Source organism: Kitasatospora sp. NPDC088160 (genome assembly GCF_044741445.1).
Classification (GTDB): Bacteria; Actinomycetota; Actinomycetes; order Streptomycetales; family Streptomycetaceae; genus Kitasatospora.
Genome location: NZ_JBIUSS010000003.1, coordinates 386,488 through 406,925, shown reverse-complemented (window position 1 = coordinate 406,925; position 20,438 = coordinate 386,488). Strand labels below are relative to the sequence as shown.

Annotated in this window: 18 protein-coding genes; 10 read left to right on the top strand and 8 right to left on the bottom strand. The window is 75.0% G+C overall.

Annotation, left to right across the window (positions count from 1 at the left end; genetic code table 11):
• Positions 1 to 127 precede the first annotated feature (127 nt).
• Positions 128 to 799, bottom strand: a complete 672-nt coding sequence (locus ACIOGZ_RS06495; protein ID WP_363589099.1) for a TetR/AcrR family transcriptional regulator — start codon at positions 797 to 799, stop codon at positions 128 to 130.
• 135 nt (positions 800 to 934) lie between these two features.
• Between ACIOGZ_RS06495 and ACIOGZ_RS06490 the strand changes: the two genes are divergently transcribed.
• Together ACIOGZ_RS06490 and ACIOGZ_RS06485 are read left to right on the top strand one after the other, a co-directional pair.
• On the top strand, positions 935 to 1,972 hold the full coding sequence (locus tag ACIOGZ_RS06490; protein WP_363589133.1) for an aldo/keto reductase: 1,038 nt from the start codon (positions 935 to 937) through the stop codon (positions 1,970 to 1,972).
• A gap of 50 nt (positions 1,973 to 2,022) precedes the next feature.
• Entirely contained in the window at positions 2,023 to 2,544 is a 522-nt protein-coding gene (locus ACIOGZ_RS06485) for a GNAT family N-acetyltransferase (RefSeq protein WP_363630570.1), read from the top strand.
• Between the two features lie 14 nt (positions 2,545 to 2,558).
• Here the strand turns inward: ACIOGZ_RS06485 and ACIOGZ_RS06480 are convergent, their stop codons facing one another.
• Positions 2,559 to 4,625, bottom strand: a complete 2,067-nt coding sequence (locus ACIOGZ_RS06480) for an MDR family MFS transporter (protein WP_363630568.1) — start codon at positions 4,623 to 4,625, stop codon at positions 2,559 to 2,561.
• A 229-nt stretch (positions 4,626 to 4,854) separates the two neighbouring features.
• Between ACIOGZ_RS06480 and ACIOGZ_RS06475 the strand changes: the two genes are divergently transcribed.
• Positions 4,855 to 6,324 (top strand): MFS transporter, encoded by a 1,470-nt coding sequence (locus ACIOGZ_RS06475; RefSeq protein ID WP_363630566.1) that lies wholly within the window; start codon positions 4,855 to 4,857, stop codon positions 6,322 to 6,324.
• A gap of 33 nt (positions 6,325 to 6,357) precedes the next feature.
• On the opposite strand, the gene ACIOGZ_RS06470 is transcribed toward ACIOGZ_RS06475, so the two are convergent.
• Both ACIOGZ_RS06470 and ACIOGZ_RS06465 read right to left on the bottom strand, forming a co-directional pair.
• Positions 6,358 to 7,209, bottom strand: coding sequence for an ABC transporter permease (locus tag ACIOGZ_RS06470; RefSeq protein ID WP_363589107.1), 852 nt, complete (start codon positions 7,207 to 7,209; stop codon positions 6,358 to 6,360).
• Entirely contained in the window at positions 7,206 to 8,117 is a 912-nt protein-coding gene (locus tag ACIOGZ_RS06465; RefSeq protein WP_363589109.1) for an ATP-binding cassette domain-containing protein, read from the bottom strand. The genes ACIOGZ_RS06470 and ACIOGZ_RS06465 overlap by 4 nt, the downstream gene beginning before the upstream one ends.
• A gap of 132 nt (positions 8,118 to 8,249) precedes the next feature.
• Here ACIOGZ_RS06465 and ACIOGZ_RS06460 point away from each other — a divergent pair, with 132 nt between their 5' ends.
• The gene (locus tag ACIOGZ_RS06460) at positions 8,250 to 9,470 is read left to right on the top strand and encodes a histidine kinase (RefSeq protein ID WP_363589111.1); all 1,221 of its coding nucleotides are present in this window, start codon (positions 8,250 to 8,252) and stop codon (positions 9,468 to 9,470) included.
• Positions 9,467 to 10,207 (top strand): response regulator transcription factor, encoded by a 741-nt coding sequence (locus ACIOGZ_RS06455; protein WP_363630561.1) that lies wholly within the window; start codon positions 9,467 to 9,469, stop codon positions 10,205 to 10,207. The genes ACIOGZ_RS06460 and ACIOGZ_RS06455 overlap by 4 nt, the downstream gene beginning before the upstream one ends.
• Positions 10,208 to 10,218: 11 nt before the next feature.
• Here ACIOGZ_RS06455 and ACIOGZ_RS06450 read toward each other — a convergent pair whose 3' ends face one another.
• The 4 genes from ACIOGZ_RS06450 to ACIOGZ_RS06435 all read right to left on the bottom strand — a co-directional run bounded on the left by ACIOGZ_RS06450 (position 10,219) and on the right by ACIOGZ_RS06435 (position 13,427).
• Complete coding sequence (locus tag ACIOGZ_RS06450; protein WP_363589115.1) at positions 10,219 to 11,058, bottom strand: SAM-dependent methyltransferase; 840 nt, start codon at positions 11,056 to 11,058, stop codon at positions 10,219 to 10,221.
• A gap of 129 nt (positions 11,059 to 11,187) precedes the next feature.
• Complete coding sequence (locus tag ACIOGZ_RS06445) at positions 11,188 to 11,949, bottom strand: hypothetical protein (RefSeq protein ID WP_363630560.1); 762 nt, start codon at positions 11,947 to 11,949, stop codon at positions 11,188 to 11,190.
• Positions 11,950 to 12,069: 120 nt separating this feature from the next.
• Positions 12,070 to 13,083 (bottom strand): DUF1648 domain-containing protein, encoded by a 1,014-nt coding sequence (locus ACIOGZ_RS06440; RefSeq protein ID WP_363589119.1) that lies wholly within the window; start codon positions 13,081 to 13,083, stop codon positions 12,070 to 12,072.
• The gene (locus ACIOGZ_RS06435) at positions 13,080 to 13,427 is read right to left on the bottom strand and encodes a GntR family transcriptional regulator (RefSeq protein ID WP_363589121.1); all 348 of its coding nucleotides are present in this window, start codon (positions 13,425 to 13,427) and stop codon (positions 13,080 to 13,082) included. Before ACIOGZ_RS06435 ends, ACIOGZ_RS06440 begins: the two co-directional genes overlap by 4 nt.
• A 136-nt stretch (positions 13,428 to 13,563) precedes the next feature.
• Between ACIOGZ_RS06435 and ACIOGZ_RS06430 the strand changes: the two genes are divergently transcribed.
• The 5 genes from ACIOGZ_RS06430 (at position 13,564) to ACIOGZ_RS06410 (ending at position 20,370) form a co-directional block, all read left to right on the top strand.
• Positions 13,564 to 15,963, top strand: a complete 2,400-nt coding sequence (locus ACIOGZ_RS06430) for a DUF4118 domain-containing protein (RefSeq protein ID WP_363589123.1) — start codon at positions 13,564 to 13,566, stop codon at positions 15,961 to 15,963.
• Between the two features lie 287 nt (positions 15,964 to 16,250).
• Positions 16,251 to 16,805, top strand: a complete 555-nt coding sequence (locus tag ACIOGZ_RS06425) for a universal stress protein (protein ID WP_363589125.1) — start codon at positions 16,251 to 16,253, stop codon at positions 16,803 to 16,805.
• Positions 16,806 to 16,808: 3 nt separating this feature from the next.
• Positions 16,809 to 17,225, top strand: a complete 417-nt coding sequence (locus ACIOGZ_RS06420; RefSeq protein WP_363589127.1) for a hypothetical protein — start codon at positions 16,809 to 16,811, stop codon at positions 17,223 to 17,225.
• A 399-nt stretch (positions 17,226 to 17,624) separates the two neighbouring features.
• Entirely contained in the window at positions 17,625 to 19,196 is a 1,572-nt protein-coding gene (locus ACIOGZ_RS06415) for an APC family permease (protein ID WP_400985074.1), read from the top strand.
• 115 nt (positions 19,197 to 19,311) lie between these two features.
• A complete protein-coding gene (locus ACIOGZ_RS06410) occupies positions 19,312 to 20,370 on the top strand; it encodes a Clp protease N-terminal domain-containing protein (RefSeq protein ID WP_400985072.1) in 1,059 nt (352 codons plus the stop codon).
• Positions 20,371 to 20,438 lie beyond the last annotated feature (68 nt).

Genomic DNA, 20,438 nt, shown 5'->3' with positions numbered 1-20,438 from the left:
CCGGCCCCCGCCGCCCCCCCCGCCGCCCCCGCCCCCCGCCCCCCCCCCGCCCCGCCCCCCCCCCCCCCGCCCCCCCCGCCCCCCCCCCGGCGCCCCCGACGGCTTTCCCGGACGTTCTCGGGCGCCGTCAGACGCTCTCCCGCCGGTGCGCCCCCGCCCGGGCGGCCGCCTCGGCGGCGGCCGCGGCGCGGTCGGCGGCGGCCTCGTCGAGCGGCTCGGCGGTGGTGAGCATCCGGTAGTAGAGCGGCGCGGAGACGGCCCGGACCACCTCGAACGCGTCGGTGTCCGGCGGGAGTTCGCCGCGTTCGACGGCCTCGGCGACGCACGGCGCCCACTCCTCGACCCGGCGCAGGTAGAAGTGCCGCAGCGCCTCGGCGGCGTCAGGGTCGCAGGTGGCGGCGACGATCACCGCACGGAACAGCGCTCCCTGCCGGGGGTCGGCCAGCGTGCGCTGGACCAGCCGGGCGTTGGCCCGCAGGTCCTCGGCGAGGGAGCCGCTGCGGGTGCGCGGCAGTGACTGCTCGGCCATGTCCGCGAGCAGGTCGGCGACCAGCGCGCTGGTGGTGCCCCAGCGCCGGTAGACGGTGGTCCGGCCGACCTCGGCCCGCTGGGCGACGTCGCCGAGGTCGAGCCCGCTGAAGCCGCGCTCGACCAGGGCGTCCTCGGCGGCCCGCAGGACGGCGGTGCGGACCCGGGCGGTGCGGCCGCCGGGGCGCCGCGTCCCGGGCGTGGGGGTCTCCGGCGCGTCCGGAGTGTCCGGTGCGTCCGGTGCGTCCGGCGCGGAGGGCTCGGCAGTCATTAACGGGATTCCTGTTCCATTAGGTCGATGGGCCCTGCTAAGGTCGAACCATCCTAACGGAATGGGAGTCCCGTTAAGGGCTCCGAGGGGAGAACTGCCATGGAAAGCAGCACGACAACCAGCACGGCAACCGCCATGGAATACCGCCGACTCGGCTCGTCCGGCCTCAAGGTCCCCGCGCTCAGCCTCGGCACCGGCACCTTCGGCGGCCGTGGACCGCTGTTCGGCGCCTGGGGCACCACCGACGTCCAGGAGGCCCGCCGCCTGCTCGACATCGCCATCGACGCCGGAGTCACCCTCTTCGACACCGCCGACGTCTACTCCGACGGCGCCTCCGAAGAGGTCCTCGGCCAGGCCATCCGCGGCCGCCGCGACCAGGTGCTCGTCTCCACCAAGGCCGGCCTGCCGACCGGCGACGGCCCGCAGGACGCCGGCACCTCCCGGGCCCGCCTCACCAAGGCCGTGGACGACGCGCTGCGCCGCCTCGGCACCGACTACCTCGACCTCTTCCAACTGCACGCCTACGACGCCGGCACCCCGATCGAGGAGGTACTGGCCACCCTCGACGACCTCGTCCGGGCCGGCAAGCTCCGCTACACCGGCGTCTCCAACTTCTCCGGCTGGCAGCTGATGAAGTCCCTCGCCGTCGCCGAGCGCTACGGCCGCCCCCGCTACGCCGCCCACCAGGTTTACTACTCGCTGGTCGGCCGCGACTACGAGTGGGAGCTGATGCCGCTCGCCCAGGAGGAGGGCGTCGGCGCCCTGGTGTGGAGCCCGCTCGGCTGGGGCCGCCTCACCGGCCGGATCCGGCGCGGCCGGCCGCTCCCGGCCGACAGCCGGCTGCACGACACTGCCGACTACGGCCCGCCGGTCGAGGACGAACTGCTGTACCGGGTGGTCGACGCGCTCGACGGGATCGCCGCCGAGACCGGTCGCACCGTCCCGCAGATCGCCATCAACTGGCTGCTGCGCCGCCCGACCGTCTCCTCGGTCATCATCGGCGCCCGCAACGAGGAGCAGCTGCGGCAGAACCTCGGCGCGGTCGGCTGGTCGCTGACCGACGAGCAGGTCGCCCGGCTCGACGCGGCCAGCGCCCGCACCGCGCCGTACCCGTACTTCCCCTACCGCCGGCAGGAGGCCTTCGCCCGCCTCAACCCGCCGCTCGTGGGCTGAACCGGGTAATCCGCTTGCCGTGCCGCCCGGCCTGCGGCAAGGTCCGCACCATGTCCGAACTGCACGAACCCGAACTGCACGAACCCGAACTGCGCCGGCTCGGCTCCGACGACTGGGTGCTCTGGCGCGAGCTGCGCCTGGCCGCGCTGACCGAGGCGCCGTACGCCTTCGGCTCCACCCTGGCGGACTGGCAGGGCGCCGGCGACCACGAGGCCCGCTGGCGCTCCCGCCTGGAGATCCCCGGCGCCCTCGACCTGGTCGCGGTGCTGGACGGCCGCCCGGTCGCGATGGCCAGCGGAGTCCCGGCCGACGAGGGCGGGGCGGTCGCCGAGCTGATCTCCCTGTGGGTCGGCCCGGCGGCGCGCGGCCGGGGCGTGGGGGACCGGCTGATCGGCGCGATCGCCCGCTGGGCCGCCGAGCAGGGGTTCACCACCCTCAAGCTGGCGGTGAACCCCGACAACGACGCGGCCATCGCCCTCTACCACCGCAACGGGTTCGCCGAGACCGACGAGCCCGGCGACCTGATGGCCGACGGCGTGCGGCGCGAACTGATCCTGGCGAGGAAGCCCTAGGTCCTGGCGGCGGCCTAGGTTCGCGCCGCGTCCTTCGAACGCGCGTGGGCCGGAAGGCCGTTGGCGAGGTCCTCGACCATCAGGCGCCAGGCGATGGCGGTCGCCGCGGTGCGCAGCTGGGGGCTGCGCGGGCGGCCGGCGTCGGCGTCCAGCCGGGCGTTGAGCCAGTCCGACCAGGCCTGGGCGAGGACGCGAACCTCCTGGGAGCCGGTCTCGGTGGGGGAGAGTCGGTCGCCGTCGCGGGTGAGGTAGCCCTCGGCGGCCATCCGGTCGAAGACCGGCTCCAGGACCTCGGGCGGCACCCGCTTGCGGGCGGCGATGAGGTCCAGGGAGGCCTGGCCGACGGCCTTGGTGTGGCCGGCGACCTCCATCAGCGCCCAGGCCCCGGCCAGGTCGACCCGGGTGTCGGCGTCGTCGACGATCGAGCGGACGGTGTCGAGGTCCACGCCGCGCACGAGCTTGCCGACGGCGTACTCCAGGTGCGGGTCGGAGTCGCTGGTGGTCGGCTGGGCGAAGCCCTCGCCCATGTCGGTGGAGCCGGCCCGGGCGGTGTCCCGCAGCTGCACCTGCTTGAGGAAGAGCGCGACCACGAACCCGACCAGGGCGACCGGCACCGTCCACAGGAACACGGTGTGCAGGGCGTCGGAGTAGGCCTGGACGATCGGGGCCGCCTGCGCGGCGGGCAGCCGGTGCAGGCCCTGCGGGCTCTCGGCGGCCCGGGTGAGCAGCGCCGGGTCCGCGCCGGTGAGGCGGGCCGAGGAGGCCACGCCCTGGGCGAGTTCGGTCTTGAGGCTGTTGGCGTAGATGGTGCCGAACACGGCGGTGCCGAAGGAGCTGCCGATGGTGCGGAAGAAGGTCACCCCGGAGGTGGCGGTGCCGAGGTCCGCGTAGTCGACGGTGTTCTGCACGGCGATGGTGAGCACCTGCATGCTCAGCCCGATGCCGACGCCGAGCACGAACATGTAGAGGGAGGCGAGCGCGGTGCCCGTGCCGGGTTCGAGCCGGGAGAGCAGGTAGAGGCCGACGGCCATCACCAGGGTGCCGACGATCGGGAACACCCGGTACCTGCCGGTCTTGCTGACGGCGTTGCCGCTGGCGATCGAGGCGAGCAGCAGCCCGATCACCATCGGCAGCGTCCGCACGCCGGAGACGGTCGCCGAGTCGCCGTCGACGTACTGCAGGAAGGTCGGCAGGAAGGTCAGCGCGCCGAGCATCGCGAAGCCGACGATGAAGCTGAGCACCGAGCAGACCGCGAACACCGGGTTCCGGAACAGCCGCATCGGCAGCATCGGTTCGACGGCCCTGCTCTCCACCCAGCAGAACAGCCCGAGGGCGACGGCGCCGCCGGCGAACAGGGCGATGATCACCCCGGAGCCCCAGGCGTACTCGTTGCCGCCCCAACTGGTCGCCAGGATCAGTGCGCTGGCGCCGATCGCGACCAGTGCGATCCCCAGGTAGTCGATCACCGGGCGCACCGCCGAGCGCACCGAGGGGATGGTCCGGGCGGCCGCGATCACCACCAGGATCGCGATCGGCACGTTGACGTAGAACGCCCAGCGCCAGGACAGGTGGTCGGTGAACAGCCCGCCCAGCAGCGGCCCGATCACCGTCGCCACGCCGAACACCGCGCCGATCGCGCCCTGGTACTTGCCGCGCTCGCGCAGCGGGATGACGTCCGCGATCAGCGCCATGGCCGTCACCATCAGGCCGCCCGCGCCGATGCCCTGGAGCGCCCGCCAGGCGATCAGCAGCGTCATGTTGGTCGCCAGGCCGCAGAAGAACGAGCCGGTGATGAAGACGACCGCCGAGATCTGGAAGAGCAGCTTGCGCCCGTACAGGTCACCGAACTTGCCGGCCAGCACGGTGGCCACCGTCTCGGCCAGCAGGTAGGCCGTCACCACCCACGACATGTGCGCGGCCCCGCCGAGGTCCGCGACGATGGTGGGCAGCGCGGTGCCGACGATGGTCTGGTCGAGCGCGGCCAGCAGCATGCCGAGCACGATGGTGCCGAAGACGACGTTGCGCTGCCGGGCGTCCAGCACCGGCGGGGCGGTCGGCGGGGTTTCGGTGGCGGCGTTCATGTCCTCAGCCTCCGGGGCGCCGGGGGAGGCCGCGATCGGGTTCGGCCGTCCGGGTGAGCGGCGGCGCGGGCGGCGCAGCCCGGCTGGCGGCTCCGGGGCCGCGCCGTCCACGATGGCCGTTCGGAGGGGGGCCGCGCGCGGCGGGCGGGCAGCCGGACCGGGAAGCCGGACGACGGCCGGCCGCCGGACGCGAAGCCAGACGACCGCCGGACGCCCGGAAGGTGCTCCCATGACGGCCCAACCCCCGTGCAGCACCCCGGAACAGCAGCCCGGCGCCTCCGCCGCGGGCCGGCGGGCCGAGGCGCGGCGCTGGCGGGCGCTGACGGTCTGCCTGGTCGCCGGGTTCATGACGCTGCTGGACGTCAGCATCGTCAACGTCGCCCTGCCGACCGTGCGGGCCGGGCTGCACATGTCCGACAGCGGCCTGCAGTGGGTGCTCAGCGGCTACGCGCTCGCCTTCGGCCTGGTGCTGGTCCCGTCCGGGAGGCTCGGCGACGCCCGCAGCCGCCGGGCCGTCTTCCTCACCGGGCTCGCCCTGTTCACCGCGGCCAGCGCGCTGGCCGGGGCGGCGCAGAACCAGGAGTGGCTGGTGCTGGCCCGGCTGTTCCAGGGCGCGGCCGGCGGGGTGCTGGTGCCGCAGGTCTCCGGCTTCATCCAGGTCCTGTTCCAGGGGGCCGAACGCGGCCGGGCCTTCGGCGCGCTCGGCGCCACCATCGGTCTGTCCACCGCCGTCGGCCCGCTGCTGGGCGGCCTGCTGATCCACCTGTTCGGCCCGCAGAACGGCTGGCGCTGGGTGTTCCTGGTCAACCTGCCGATCGGCGTGGCCGCCCTGCCCATCGCCTACCGGCTGCTCCCGCCGCCCCCGCCGGCGGCCTCGCGGGCCGGGCACCGGGACTTCGACCCGGTCGGGGTGCTGCTGCTCGGTGCCGGGACGGTCGCGCTGCTGCTGCCGTTCGTCCAGGCGCAGCAGTGGCACGGCTCGACGCGCTGGCTGCTGCTGCCGCTGGCGGCGGTGCTGCTGGGGGCCTTCGTGGGCTGGGAGCGGTACTACGCGCGGGGCCGGGAGCCGCTGGTGAGCATGGCGCTGTTCGCGGTGCGCCCGTACGCGGCGGGAGTGGCGCTGTCGCTGGTGTACTTCGCCGGGTTCACCGCGATCTTCTTCATCTTCACGCTCTACCTCCAAGCGGGCCTGCACTACTCGGCGCTGACGGCGGGCCTGGCGGTCACGCCGTTCGCGGTGGGCTCGGGCGTGTCCGCGGCGATCGGCGGACGGCTGGTGCACCGGCTCGGCCGCCGGCTGGTGCTGCTCGGCCTGGTGCTGGTGCTGGTCGGCCTGCTGGCCTCGGCCCTGGCGGTGCAGCTGTGGTCGGGGTCGGCGATCGGCTGGGCGACGGTGGCGCCGCTGCTGGTCGCCGGGGTGGGCAGCGGGCTGGTGATCGCCCCGAACCAGACCCTGACCCTCCAGCGGGTGCCGATCGCCCGGGCGGGCAGTGCCGGCGGCGTCCTGCAGACCGCCCAGCGGGTCGGCTCGGCGGTCGGCATCGCCATCGTCGGCTCGGTCTTCTTCGCCCACGCCCAGGGCCCGCACCCGGACTGGGCGCTGGCCTTCCAGCTGGGCGTGACGGTCGCGGCGGGCCTGGTCCTGGCGGCGCTGCTGGTGGCGCTGGCGGATGTGGCGGCGGGCCGCCGCGACGGGTGAGCACCGCTCCCGGCGCCGCCGCCGGACGGCGGGTCAGTGGTCGCGGCGCTGGACGACGGCCACGGCGACCACCACCGAGGCGAGCGCCCAGAGCGCGAACGTGGCCCAGGATCCGGCGACGGTGGCCGGGTGCGCCGAGGGCAGCGAGTGGGTCAGGTCGACCTGGGCCAGCCGGCGCCAGGCCTGGAGCGGCATGGCGTGCAGGAGGTCGGCCGACCAGCGGTAGCGCTCGTTGAAGAACGCCGGCAGGAAGAACAGCACCAGGACGGTGCCCACCACGGCTCCGGCGGTGTGCCGGATCAGCGCGCCGAGGGCGAATCCGGCGAGGGCGCAGACCGGGGCGAACAGGGCGGCGGCCGCGACGAAGCGCAGCGCGGCGGGGTCGGTGACGGAGACGCCGATGTGCGTGTCGGCGAGGACCGCCTGGCAGGCGCCGAAGGAGACGCCCGCGGTGACGGCGCCGTAGCCGAGCATGACCGCGGTCAGTACGCAGGCCTTGGCGGCGATCACGGCCCGGCGGTCCGGGACGGCCACCAGCGTGGTGCGGATCAGCCCGCTCGCGTACTCGCCGACCAGGACGAGCGCGCCGACGCTGCCCGCGACGATCATCACGACGTCGGCGGCGATCATGGTGAAGGAGTCGCCGAGCGCGACCTGCAGCATGGTCGCCGGATCGCCGTCGCCGACGGTGTAGTGGTCGTAGGTGTACCGGGCCGCCTTGAGGTTGGCGGCGATGACGAACAGGGCGCTCAGGCCCAGCACCCAGACGGTCGAACGCAGGGACCAGAACTTGATCCACTCGGCGGCGAGCAGGTCGCCGAAGCGGGCGCGCGGCCGGGGGAGGGGCCGGGGGCGGGACTGGGGGGCGGTGGTCGCGGTGCTCATCGGGGCTCTCCGGCCTGGTAGTCGACGCTGTCGGCGGTCAGTTCCATGAACGCCTCCTCCAGGGAGGCGGCACGGGTGGTCAGGGTGTGCAGCAACAGGCGCTGCTCCAGGGCGAGTTCGCCGATCCGGGTGGCGTCCAGGCCGGTCACGGCGAGCGCGCCGTCCGGGCCGGGGCGGACGGTGGCGCCCGCGGCGGTCAACACGGCCGCCAGCCGGTCGGGTTCGGCCGCCCGGACGGTGACGCCGGTGCGGTCGGCCCGGGCGGAGAACTCCGCCAGGCTCTCGTCCGCGATCAGCCGGCCCCGGCCGATCACCACCAGCCGGTCGGCGGTGTGCTCCATCTCGGCCATCATGTGGCTGGAGACGAAGACCGTCCGTCCCTCCTCGGCGAGGCGGCGGAACAGGCCGCGCACCCACAGCACGCCCTCCGGGTCGAGGCCGTTGAGCGGCTCGTCGAACAGCAGCACCGGCGGGTCGCCGAGCAGCGCGCCGGCGATGCCGAGCCGCTGCTTCATGCCCAGCGAGTAGCCGCCGATCCGGCGCCCGGCGGCCTTGGTGAGCCCGACTTCGTGCAGCACCTCCTCGACCCGCGCGGCCGGGATCGCGTTGGCGCGGGCCAGCGCCCGCAGGTGGGCCGCGCCGGTGCGCCCGCCGTGGACGTCGCCCGCGTCGAGCAGGGCGCCGACGTCGCGCAGGCCGCGCGTCCGCGCCCGGAACGGGCGGCCGTCGACGGTGGCGGTGCCGCCGGTCGGGTCGTTGAGGCCGAGGATCAGCCGCAGGGTGGTGGACTTGCCCGCGCCGTTCGGGCCCAGGAAGCCGGTCACATGGCCGGGCCGGACGGTGAAGGTGAGGCGTTCGACGGCGGTGGTGCGGCCGTAGCGCTTGGTCAGCTCGGTGACTTCGATCATGGGCTCCACGGTGCCGGGCGGGGCCGGGCCGCCGCATCGGACCGGCGCTGACACCGCGGGCCCCGGCTGTCACCCCCGGTCGTACAACCACGGTCCGATGACGGCGATTCAGGCCGCCGATACGATCTTCGTATGCTTGCGACGCCCTCTCCGCCCCTGTTCCGGCGCATTCCGCCCGAGGTCTGGGTCGGGCTCGCCTGGTGCGTGGCCGCCGCCTACCCCGCCGTCCTGCTCGGCGGCAACGCCCGGTACCACGGCGGGGCCGCCGCCCACGGCGGACTGGCCTTCACCCTGGCCACCACGGTGGTGGCCTTCGCCGGCGCCGCGCTGGTGCGCCGCCTTCCGGTGCTCGCGGTCGCCCTGCTGTTCGTCGCCGCCTTCACGGAGACCGACGGCTGGGCCGCCGACACCCAGGTGCCGCCGGCCTCCCTGCTGGCCGTGGACGTCGCGCTCTGCCTGATCACCGCCACCCGGCCGCGCCGCAGCTCGCGGACCGCGTTCGCGCTGGTGATGAGCCTGCTCGTGCTGCACATCGGCCTGGTGCACGGCAACACCGTCGGCATCTTCACCGGCACCCACATCGGCTCCGCCGACGGCGCCGCGCTGCTCGCCCTGGTCGCCTGGCTGGTCGGCCGCTCGATGCGGCAGAACCGCGAGCACGCCCGGGCGTTGAGCACCCGGGCGGCCACCGAGGCCGTCACCGCCGAACGGCTGCGGATCGCCCGCGAGATGCACGACACCGTCGCCCACACCATCGGCATCGTCGCGCTCCAGGCCGGCGCCGCCCGCCGGGTCATCGACACCCGCCCGGAACGGGCCAAGCAGGCGCTCGGCGAGATCGAGAACGCCGGCCGGGACACCCTGGCCGGGCTGCGCCGGATGCTCGTCGTGCTGCGCCAGGCCGACGGCGAGACGTCGGCGACCACCCCTCAAGGTCTGGCGAACCTCGACCGGCTGGCCGCCGCGACCACCGCCGCCGGCGTCCGGGTCGAGGTCCGGCGGCGGGGCGAACAGGGCCCGCTGCCACCGGAGATCGACCTCTCGGCGTTCCGCGTCATCCAGGAGTCCGTCACCAACGTGGTGCGGCACGCGGACACCCGCTCCTGCGAGGTCCTGGTCGACCGCCGCACAGCGGGTGAGGTGGCCGTGGAGATCACCGACCGGGGCCGCGGCACGGGCACCGGCACCGACCGGGACCGGGGCACCGGCACCGGTCGGGGCGGGGGCTTCGGCCTGGCCGGGCTGCGCGAACGGGTCGGCCTGCTGGACGGCGAGTTCGAGGCCGGGCCGCGCCCCGAGGGCGGCTTCCGGGTCGCCGTCCGACTGCCGATCCCCGGGGAGGTGACCGCATGACACGCGTCCTGCTGGTCGACGACCAGCCGCTGGTCCGGGCCGCGCTGGAGATGGTCATCACCGAGACCGCCGACGTCGAGGTGGTCGGCGAGGCCGGCACCGGTGCCGAGGCCGTCCGGCTGGCCGGTGAACTGCGGCCCGACGTCGTCGTGATGGACCTGCGGATGCCCGGTATGGACGGCATCGAGGCCACCCGCCTGATCACCGGCGGCGGTGGGCCGACCAGGGTCGTCGTGCTCACCACCTTCGACGACGACGACCACGTGTACGCGGCGCTGCGCGCCGGGGCGTCCGGCTTCCTGGTCAAGGACATGGCGCTGGACGACATCCTCGCCGCCGTCCGGGTGGTGGCCGCCGGGGACGCCCTGATCGCACCGAGCGTCACCCGCCGGCTGATCTCCTCCTTCGCGGACCAGCGGCCGGCCCCGGGCCCGGCGGCGGCTTCGGGCCCGGCCGCCGCGTCACCGACCGCCGCGTCACCGACCGGTGCGCCGGTGCAGGCCCCCGCGCCGACACCGGCCGCCCGGCGGCTGGGCGCGATCACCGGCCGGGAGCGGGAGATCCTCACCCTGGTCGGCCGGGGCCTGTCCAACACCGAGATCGCCGCCGAACTGGTCCTCAGCATCGCGACCGTGAAGACCTACATGACCCGGCTGCTCGCCAAGCTCGACGCCCGCGACCGGGTCCACCTCGTCATCCTGGCCTACGAGGCGGGCCTGGTCGTCGTCCCCGGCTGACGTCGGCAGGCTCAGCGCTTGATCGCCACGCCCGCGTACATCGCGATGTCCTGGTCGCGGATCGGCGCGGCCCCGGCGTCCGGGCGCCAGTGGTGGACCAGGGTGACGCCGGGGTCGAGGAGGTCGTAGCCGTCGAAGAAGGCCGCGGTCTCCTTCTGGTCGCGGATCTGCAGCGGGATGCCGCGCGCGTTGTACTCCCGGCCGACGCCGCCCACGCCCACCGGGTCGGTGTCCCCGGTGAACACGGTCAGGGCGAGGAAGCTGCCCGGTGCCAGGGCGTCCATGAAGCGGCGCACGATGCCCTGCGGGTCGTCCTCGTCGAGCACGAAGTGGACGATGGCGATCAGCGACAGCGCCACCGGCTGGGAGAAGTCGAGGACCTCGCGCAGCCGGGGGTTCTGGATGATCGACTCCGGGTCGCGGAAGTCGGCGTCCACGTAACAGGTGCGGCCCTGCGACGTGCTGGACATCAGGGCCCGCGCGTGGGTGAGCACGATCGGGTCGTTGTCGACGTAGGCGACCCGCGCGTCCGGGGCGATCGACTGGGCGATCTCGTGGACGTTGGGCGAGGTGGGGATGCCGGTGCCGATGTCCAGGAACTGCCGGACGCCGTACTCCTCGGTGAGGTGGCGGACGGCGCGCTGCATGAAGTCGCGGGTGGTGCGCATGGAGATCGGCAGCGACGGCCAGGCCTGCACCGAGGCGTGCGCGGCGACGCGGTCCGCCTCGAAGTTGGTCTTGCCGCCGATGAGGTAGTCGTAGACCCGCGCCGAGTGCGGTACGTCCATCCGCAGATCCACCGACGGGTACTCCTCCTGCGGACCGCGCCCTGCCCGGACCTCGTTCGACATGCTCGTCCTCCCGTTGCTGGGGTTCCGTCACCGGCCGCCCTGGTGGCGGGCCTTGGTGCGCATGGTAACGGTGTTTCGGGACGACAAGATGACTATCTCTTGGGGTTAAGGTCCCCTTGAGGACGCATCCTAGGGCTGGGCCGCCGGGCTGCCGGTGGCCGGGGAGCCGCTCTGCCCCGGGAGGAGCGGATGGTGTCCGTACGACCGACCGGCGGCGGCGAGTTCGAGCGCGGCGCCGGTCCAGGCGGCACCGAAGGCCCAGGTCGAGAACCACTCGCACAGGTACAGCGGGCGGACGGCCCAGTCCGTGCCGACGCCGGCCACCCCGGCGACGACGGCGAGCAGCAGGAGCGCCAGGATCAGCACCCCGGCCGCCAGGTAGGCCCGGCTGACCCAGGACGGCTGGGTGGAGCGCGGGTTGCGGAAGGAGTAGACGCAGAACATCGCCAGCACGAAGAGCAGCAGTCCGGCGAAGGCGTAGTGCAGCAGGCCGACCGCGCTCTGGAACGCGGTGGCGCCCTGCGGCGCGGTCGGGCACAGGGCGACCCCGAGCGCGAACACGCCGGCGGCGGTGCTCCAGCGGTCGTCCCGGCGGTCGAAGCGGTAGCAGATCAGGAACACCCCGAGCGCGCACAGGCCGCCCACGAAGAGGTTCCGGGTGCTGGTGTAGTACGAGCCGCTCATCGAGGCCGGCCAGAATCCCGCCGTGCTCTGGCCCCTGAGCTCGGCGAACAGCCAGTTCCCCAGGGGTAGTGCGAGCGGCAGCAGGATGCCGATCAGTCCGACGCCGAGTCGTAGGAAGGTGATGGTCCGTTCGTCCTGGTTGGTGCCTCCCCGGGCGTCGACCGCGTCGCGCTCCGGGTCTTCCGCCGTCCGCCGTTCGTGGGTCACGGACGCCTCCTTGCCCTCTGCACTTATGAGCAGCTGTCAGCTGGTGTACCCACGGTGCGGCCCCTGTCCACACCACCGGAACGGGCGGTTTGAAGACGGGCCCCAGCGGCGTGACGGGGGTCAGCCGGTGGGACTGGCGGACCTGGCGATGAGGGAGTTGAGCAGGGCCGCGCCGCGCTCGGCGTCGTCGACGCTCACGGCGAACTCGCGCCCGCGCCGGGTGCGGACCACCAGGCAGACGCCGCGGCGCAGCATCACGGTGGTGCCGAGGCCGTTGACGCGGTAGCCCCAGCCACCGGCCTGGGCGGGGGTGCGCAGCTCGGCGCGGGCCGAGTCGAGGTCGGCGGGGGACCAGCGCCGGCTGGGCCAGCCGAACGGGCCGAAGCCGACGGACAGGCCCTGCGCGGTCACCCGGGCCTTGACCGAGGCCGAGCACAGGACGATGGGGGAGGTGGTGACGAACGGCACGACCGTCGCCCAGCTGAACCCCATCAGCCCGCTGGCCGGGGCCAGCACGCCGACCAGCGCGCCCAGGGCGAGGACGGAGGCGCCCAGTTGCAGCCACGGGTTGGCGGCCTGGGAGAGCCAGACCAGCTGCTCGCCCGGCGCGGTCGCCGGCGCCGGGATCCGGGCCGCCGGGCTCGCCCCGGTCGGGGAGTCGATGCGCGGGCGGACGGCCAGCCAGGTCAGCAGGCCGGCCAGGCCCGCCGCCACGACCAGGACGACCACCTCGAAGCCCATCGGCGCGGCCTCCTGCCAGCGCGTGCGGTCCAGGTTGGCGTGCACGATGGAGGTCTGTGCCCCCGTCAGGAGCACCCCGACGGCCGCCAGTGCCGCCCCGGTGGCGCCGCCCGCCGTCCCGGCCCGGAACCGGCGGGCGGCCGCGGCGGCCAGCACCAGCACCAGCCAGACCCCCGCCGGGAACAGCGCGGACGCCGTCAACGACATGGAGCCGTCCGGGTCCTGTCCGCTCCAGTGGGTGGCGAGCGGGTCCGGCAGCCGGTGGCGCGCGGCCCACGGCAGCGCGATCAGCAGGGCCAGGACGCCCGCCGACCAGGCCACCGCGCCCCAGAGCGCGCCGCGCCCCGCCCCGGGCTCCCGGCGCTCCTTCGCTATGAGCTTCCCGTCCGTCACGACATCCCCCTGATCATGTCCACGAGATCGTTCCTGCTGTAGCCGGCCCGGGCGGCATCGGCAACCAACTGCCTTACCCGATCGGCGAGTTCGGAGCGCGCGTCGGCGCCTTCGGCGACCGTGACGCCACGGCCCCGGCGGAACTCCAGCACGCCCTCGTCGCGCAGCGTGCGCAGCCCGCGCAGGACGGTGTTGGTGTTCACGCCCAGTGCCCGGGAGAGCTCTCGGGCCGGTGGCAGCCTGTCGCCGGGGGCGCACTCGCCCTCGGCGACGGCCCGCCTGATCGCGCCCGCCACCTGCTCGTGCAGGGGACGGGCGTCACCGGTGTCCAGCTTCAGCAACATGGTGCTAATGACGATAGCACCATCCGGATCTTGCGGCGGTCCCCTCGTGCCCCCCGGCACCCGCCGGAGCGCCCGTCCCCTCGCGCACCCCGGCGTCCCGGCGGAGCATGGACACCGAGGAGGTGGCGGCACGGCGGTGAGCGGACGACTGCGGGTGTTCCTGGGGGCTGCGCCGGGGGTCGGCAAGACGTGCGCCATGCTCGCCGAGGGCCGGCGGCTGCGCGACGACGAAGCCCTCGACGTCGTCGTCGGACTGGTCGAGACCTACGGCCGCCGGGGCACCGAGCACCAGCTCGGGGACCTGCCCGTGCTGCCCCGCCGCACCGTCGGCCACCGCGGTACCACCCTCACCGAACTCGACGTCGACGCCCTGCTCGCCCGCCGCCCGCAGCTCGCGCTCGTCGACGAACTCGCCCACACCAACGCCCCCGGCGGCCGCCACCCCAAACGCTGGCAGGACGTCCGGGAACTCCTCGACGCCGGCGTCGACGTGGCCACCACCGTCAACATCCAGCACCTGGAGAGCCTCAACGACGTCGTCGAGCAGATCACCGGCGTCGCCCAGCGCGAGCGGATCCCCGACGAGGTGGTCCGCGCCGCCGACCGGATCGAACTCGTCGACCTCAGCCCGCAGGCCCTGCGCACCCGGATGGCCCAGGGCGCGATCTACCCGCCCGACCGGATCGACGTCGCCCTGGACCACTACTTCCGGGCCGGCAACCTCGGCGCCCTGCGCGAACTCGCCCTGCTCTGGCTGGCCGACCGGGTCGAGGAGGAACTCGCCGACTACCGCGCCCGGCACGGCATCCGGGCGCCCTGGGAGACCAAGGAACGCATCGTCGTCGCCCTCAACGGGGCCCCGCAGGGAGAGCACCTGATCCGCCGCGGCGCCCGCACCGCCACCCGGGTGCACGGCGACCTGATCGGCGTGCACGTCCGGCCCGACGACGGCGCCACCGTCCACGAACCGCCCGCCCTCGCCGGCCAGCGCGCACTGCTGCACGAACTCCACGGCGGCTACATCGAGGTCGACGGCAACGACGCCGCCCGCGCCCTGGTGGACTTCGCCCACGCCGAGAGCGCCACCCAGATCCTGCTCGGCCCGACCAGCCGCAGCCGCCTGCGCGAACTGGTCTCCGGCTCGGTGATCAACCGCGTCATCCGGATGGCCGGCCCGATCGACGTCCGGGTCGTCCCCCCGCCCCAACCCGGCCTGCTGGCCGTCCCGCCCGCACCCCGGCGCCGCCGCCCGGCCGCCGTCCCGCCGCGCCGCCGGCGCCTGGCCTGGCTGGCCGGCCCGGCCGCAACGGCCGCCCTGGCCTGGGCGCTCTCCCCGCTGCGCGACTCGCTCGCCCTCCCCGGCGCCCTGCTCTGCCTGCTGCTGGCCGTCGCCGCCACCGCCCGGCTCGGCGGCCTGCCGCCCGCCGCCGCCAGCACCGCCGCCGGGGCGCTCGCCGCCGACTACTTCTTCACCGCGCCCTGGCACAGCCTCGCCGTCACCCGGGGCGCCGACCTCGCCGCGCTGCTGCTCTTCCTCGCCGTCGCCGGGATCATCGCCCACCTCATCGACGGCCTCACCCGCCGCTCCCAGCAGGCCGACCGGGCCCGCGCCGAAGCGGCGGTGCTGGCCCGGCTGGCCGGGGCGGCGGTCGAATCCGGCGCCCGCGCAGTGCCCGACCTGGTCGCCGACCTGCGCCAGGTGTTCGGCCTGGAGGGCGCCGTCGTCCTGGTCCGCACCGGCCAGCTGTGGCGCCCCGCCGCCGCGTCCGGCACCGCCCTCCCGCAGCGCCCCGAAGAGGCCTCGCTCGCCGTCGACCTCGGCCCGGACGCCGTCCTGGCCCTGCGCGGACCGGCGCTCACCGAGCAGGACACCCGACTGCTCGGCCCCTACGTCACGCAGCTGCGACTGGCCCGGGAACGCGAACGGCTGGCCGCCCAGGCCGCCGCCGCCGAGACCCTCGCCCACACCGACGCCCTGCACACCGCGCTGCTGGAGGCCGTCGGACAGGACCTGCGCGCCCCGCTCGCCGCGCTGCGTCGCGAGGCCGCCGACCTGCCGGGGCCGCCGGGGCGGCGGATCGCCGCCGAGGTGCGGCGGATGGAAGGCCTGGTCGCCGACCTGCTGGACCTCGACCGGCTGCGGGCCGGCGAGCAACCGGTGCTGCTGCGTCCGACCGCGCTGGCCCCGGTGCTCGCCGCCGCGCTGGCCGCCCTGCCCGCCGAGCAGAGCGGCGAGCAGCGCGACGTGCGCCTCGCCCTCCCGGACGGCCTGCCGCCCGTGCTCGCCGACGCCGGCCTGCTGGAACGCGCCCTCGCGGACGTCCTGGCGGGGGCCGCCGGGCCCGCCCTGGTGGACGCGGGCGCGGTGGGCGGGCGGATCCACCTCCGGGTGAGGGCCCCGGGCCCGGCCGCCGACGGCACCGGCCTCACCGTGGCGCGGGGCTTCGTCGAGGCGATGAACGGCGAACTCACCGTCGAGCCGTCCCCCGCCGGCGGCACCGCCTACACCCTCGACCTCGCCCGCGCCCCGGCCTGACGTTACGGCTGATCGCCCGTGATCCGGTATCCGGGGTACCGCGTCGCCTCCCGGTTCCTGTCTCCTGCCTCCCGGCTCCCGTCCGCCGAACGGGTGAAACCAGGTGCCGGCGGGAGGCAGGCGTATGGAGCGCGTTGGGAAGGCGGCCCGGCGCGTCAGGAAGGCGTCAAGGACGGGCGGCGGCCGGCCGGCGCGGCGGTTGGGTGGAGGACGACACACCAGGTGACGCGCCAGGTGAGACACCGGGCGACACGCCGGGTACCGGAACGACGACGCGAGGACGGACCATGCACGGCAACGGGCGGCACCAGGGCAGCGGCACCGGCAGGGTGGTGGTCGGGGTCAGCGGATCGCTCGGCAGCCTCGCGGCCCTGCACCGCGGCGTGGCGGAAGCCCGCGGCCGTGGCGCCGAACTCGTCCCGGTACTCGCCTGGGAGCCGCCCGGCGGTGAGTTCGGGTATCGCCGGTCGCCGTGCCCGCCGCTGCTCGCGGCGGTGCGGGAGGCGGCCGAACAGCGGCTGCGGGACGCCCTCGACGCGGCGTTCGGCGGCGCCGACCCCGGCGTGCCGCTGCGCCCGCTGGTGATCAGGGGCGAGACCGGGCCCGCCCTCGTCCAGGCCGCCGACCGGACGGACGACCTGCTGGTCCTCGGCCGGAGCGGCGGCCTGCTGCGCCGTCGGCTGCGGCGCTCGGTCACGGCGCACTGCGCGCGCGAGGCGGGCTGCCCGGTGCTGACCGTCCCGGTGCCCGAGCTGCTGCACGAGCTGGAGGCCATGACCCGGCGCGCCCGGTGGCACCTGCCGGTCGGCCCGGCGCCCGAACTCGTCGCCGCGAAGGGGTAGGGCGTGCGGATGTACGCGGCCCGGCCGGGCGGGCGGCGCTACCACCCGGTCCTGGAGCGGCTCTCCGCCCCGACCTCGGGCACGGTGGCGCTGCTCGCCGGCGGCGTCCTGGCGATGGGCCTCGGCGGGCTCGGCGAACTGCACTCCGGCGGGCTCGCCCACGTCGCCTACCTCGGCCTGTGCGCGATGCTCGGCGCCTTCTCCCGGCCCCGGGCGGCGCCGCTGATCGGACTGGCGGCCTGGCTGTGCTGCAACGCTTTCGCCGAGCACCGGCACGGTGAACTGGGCTGGGCCGGGACCTGGCCGGAGGGCTCGCACTTCGCGATGTTCACCGCCACCGCCCTGCTGGTGGCCCTGCCCACCACCCTGCCGCGCCGGACGGTCCGGGTGGCGCGGCTGCGCCTCGACCAACTCGGGTGAAACCCCACAGACGGTCCCTCACCGGCCTTCGGGTCGGCGGGCGGACCACGCCGAGACCAGGGCTCCGGCCGGTACTCCGGAGCCCTCGGCAACCGGTGGAAAACAGGTAGGAGGCGCGCGGCGCCGTGGCGGCGGAGCGGTCGCCGTTCGGACAGCGGGCCCGCCGAGCCAGGCGGGCACCGCCGCGACCGCACCACGGCCCGCGCCGCGCGTCGTCCGTCCAGCCCAGCAGCCCAGCAGCCCAGCAGCCCGGCAGCCCGGCAGCCCGGCAGCCCGGCAGCCCAGCGGCCCAGCGGCCCGGAAGTCCTGCCCCCGGGCCGCCCGCCGAGGGCGGCGTTACGCTGAGACGACCAGATCCGTCCTCGCGGCCCCCGCTGCGCACTCAAGGGGGTGGGGCCAGTGCCGGCGTCCCCGACCAGCCCCCCGACCGGCGGTCCCCGTGACCGTCCGACGGGTTCCGGGGCGGGCGAGAAGGGCCTGAAGAGCGGCGCCCTGGGCCTGCTGTCCTCGGTGTGCATCGGCCTCGCCTCCACCGCCCCCGCCTACAGCCTCGCCGCGACCCTCGGCATCGTCGTGGTCGGGGTCGGCCTCCAGGCACCCGTCGTCACCGTCCTGGCGTTCATCCCGATGCTGCTGATCGCCTACGCCTACAAGGAGCTCAACGCCGCCGACCCGGACTGCGGCACCACCTTCACCTGGGCCGCCCGGGCGTTCGGCCCGCGCACCGGCTGGATGGGCGGCTGGGGCATCGTCGTCGCCGACGTCATCGTGATGGCCAACCTGGCGCAGATCGCCGGGGTGTACGGCTTCCGGCTGGTCGGCCTGGACTCGCTCGCGGACAGCCGGGTGTGGACGGCCACCGCCGGGGTGGTCTGGATCGTCCTGATGACCGCGATCTGTTACGTCGGCATCGAGCTGTCCGCGACCCTGCAACGCCGGCTGCTGGCCGTCGAGGTGGTGATGCTGGTCGCCTTCTCGGTCACCGCGCTCGTCAAGGCGTACGGCTCCGCCGCGCCCCCGACCGCCATCCCCGTCGACGCGTCCTGGTTCAACCCGTTCAACGTGCCCTCGACCTCGGCGTTCACCGCCGGCATGCTGGCCGCGGTCTTCATCTACTGGGGCTGGGACACCGCCGTGTCCGTCAACGAGGAGACCGCCGACTCCGCGCGCACGCCCGGCCGCGCGGCCGTCATCTCCACCGTGCTGCTGCTCCTCATCTACGTCCTGGTCGCCACCTCGGCGCAGTCCTTCGCCGGGGTCGGCGCGGACGGCATCGGGCTCGGCAACCCGGCGCACTCGGGGGACGTGCTGTCCGGCCTCGGTGACGCGGTGTTCGGCACCACCGGGATCGGCGCGGTGCTCAGCCGGCTGCTGATCCTGATGGTGCTGACCTCGGCCGCCGCCTCCACCCAGACGACGATCCTGCCCACCGCCCGCACCACCTTCTCGATGGCCACCCACCGGGCCATCCCGACCGGCTTCGCCCGGGTGCACCCGCGCCACCGGACCCCGACCTGGTCGACGGTCGCCATGGGCCTGGCGTCGATCGCCTTCTACGTCCTGCTCACCGCGATCAGCGGCAACGTGCTGGCCGACTCGATCGCCTCGGTCGGCCTGGGCATCGCCTTCTACTACGGCCTGACCGGCTTCGCCTGCGTCTGGTACTACCGCCGGGTCCTCACCCGCAGCGTCCGGGACTTCGTCTTCAAGGGCGTGCTCCCGCTGGTCGGCGGCCTGATGCTGCTGTACTTCTTCGCCTACGGCGCCTTCGACGTCTACGCCGATCCGGACTACGGCGCCACCTCGATCGACCTGCCGGGCGTCGGCCGGGTCGGCGGGGTGACGGTGATCGGGCTGGGCGCGCTGCTGCTCGGCGCGGTGCTGATGCTGGTGCAGCGGGTGGTGCAGGGGTCCTGGTTCCGCCACCCGGACGTCCCGGTGAGCGCCGCCGACCCGGCCTCCGCGCCCTGAGTTGCCGGTGCCCCGAACCGGCTGGTTCTGACGTTTCCTTGACGCGCAGTCACGTGTAAAGGACTAGCAAAGCAGGCATATAGTTCGGGCAAAGCATCGTGGTGGGAGGGGCCGGATGGAGACGACGCTGGAACCGGACTGGCGCACGCTCGGCGTCCTGGGCGCGGCCCGGGGCGCGCGCGGCGGGGGCGACGGCCGCCTCGGGACGGAACACCTGCTGGCCGCCGTCGCCGGGGCGAAGGGCCCGGCCGGCGAGGCCCTGACGGCCGCCGGGGCGACCGCGACCGCTCTGCTCGCCGTCCTGCGCGACCGCCAGGGCGGGGCCGACGCGACACGCTGGGACTCGGACGACGGGGCCGGTGCGAGCGTGCCGGCCCGCGACGCGCTCGGCCCGACCGGGGAGCGCGGCGTGCTGCTCAGCGGCGCCGCCGCCCGCGCCCTGACCGGTGCCATGGAGCGGGCCCGACAGGACGGCGAGCGGAAGTTCAGCGCCGAACACCTGTTGCGCGCCCTGCTCGCCGATCCGCGCGCCCGGGCCGCCGAACTGCTGCGCGCGGCGGGCGTCGCGCCGGGAGCGGTGCTGGAGCGACTGGCGGCGCCCGCCGGCCCCGACGCGCCGGACGGTCCCGGTGCCCCGGGCGCCCCCGACGACCGCGACGACCTCGACCCGCTGCTGCGCCCCACCCGGGACGCGCTGCTCGGCCGCACGCCGTACCGGCTGCCGCGCTGGAAGCGGCTGCTGGTACCCGGCTTCGCCAAGGTGAACATCGCGGCCGCGCCGATGGCCTGGGTCCGGCTGGAGGCCGACGGGCAGGCGCAGCGCCTCGGCCGCCGTGCGCCCGGCACCGAACACGTGCTGCTGGCCGTTCTCGCCGTGCACGAAGTCGCCTGCCGGCACCCGCAGTTGGCCGGCGAGGGCGGCGTCGACCCGGCCGAGCGGCACGCGGGCGGGGTGCGGCTGGCCCGGCTCGGCCTGGACTACGCCCGGGCCCACGCCGCGCTCACCGCCGGGCGGGTGCCGCTCGCGGCCGACCCGCGGGCGGTCGAGGCCTACCTGTCCGGCGCGGCGGACAGGCAGGGAACCGGGCCGTTGGTGGAGACGCTGCTCTCGGAGGAGACCCGGGCCCGGCGGCTGGTCGAGGCCCTGCGCGGCGACCGGCCCGATCGCCCCTGATTGCTGTAACTGAATGGCGTTGGGACTAGGGCGTGTTTCATAATTCGCGTCGGATCAGCGCGCGGCGT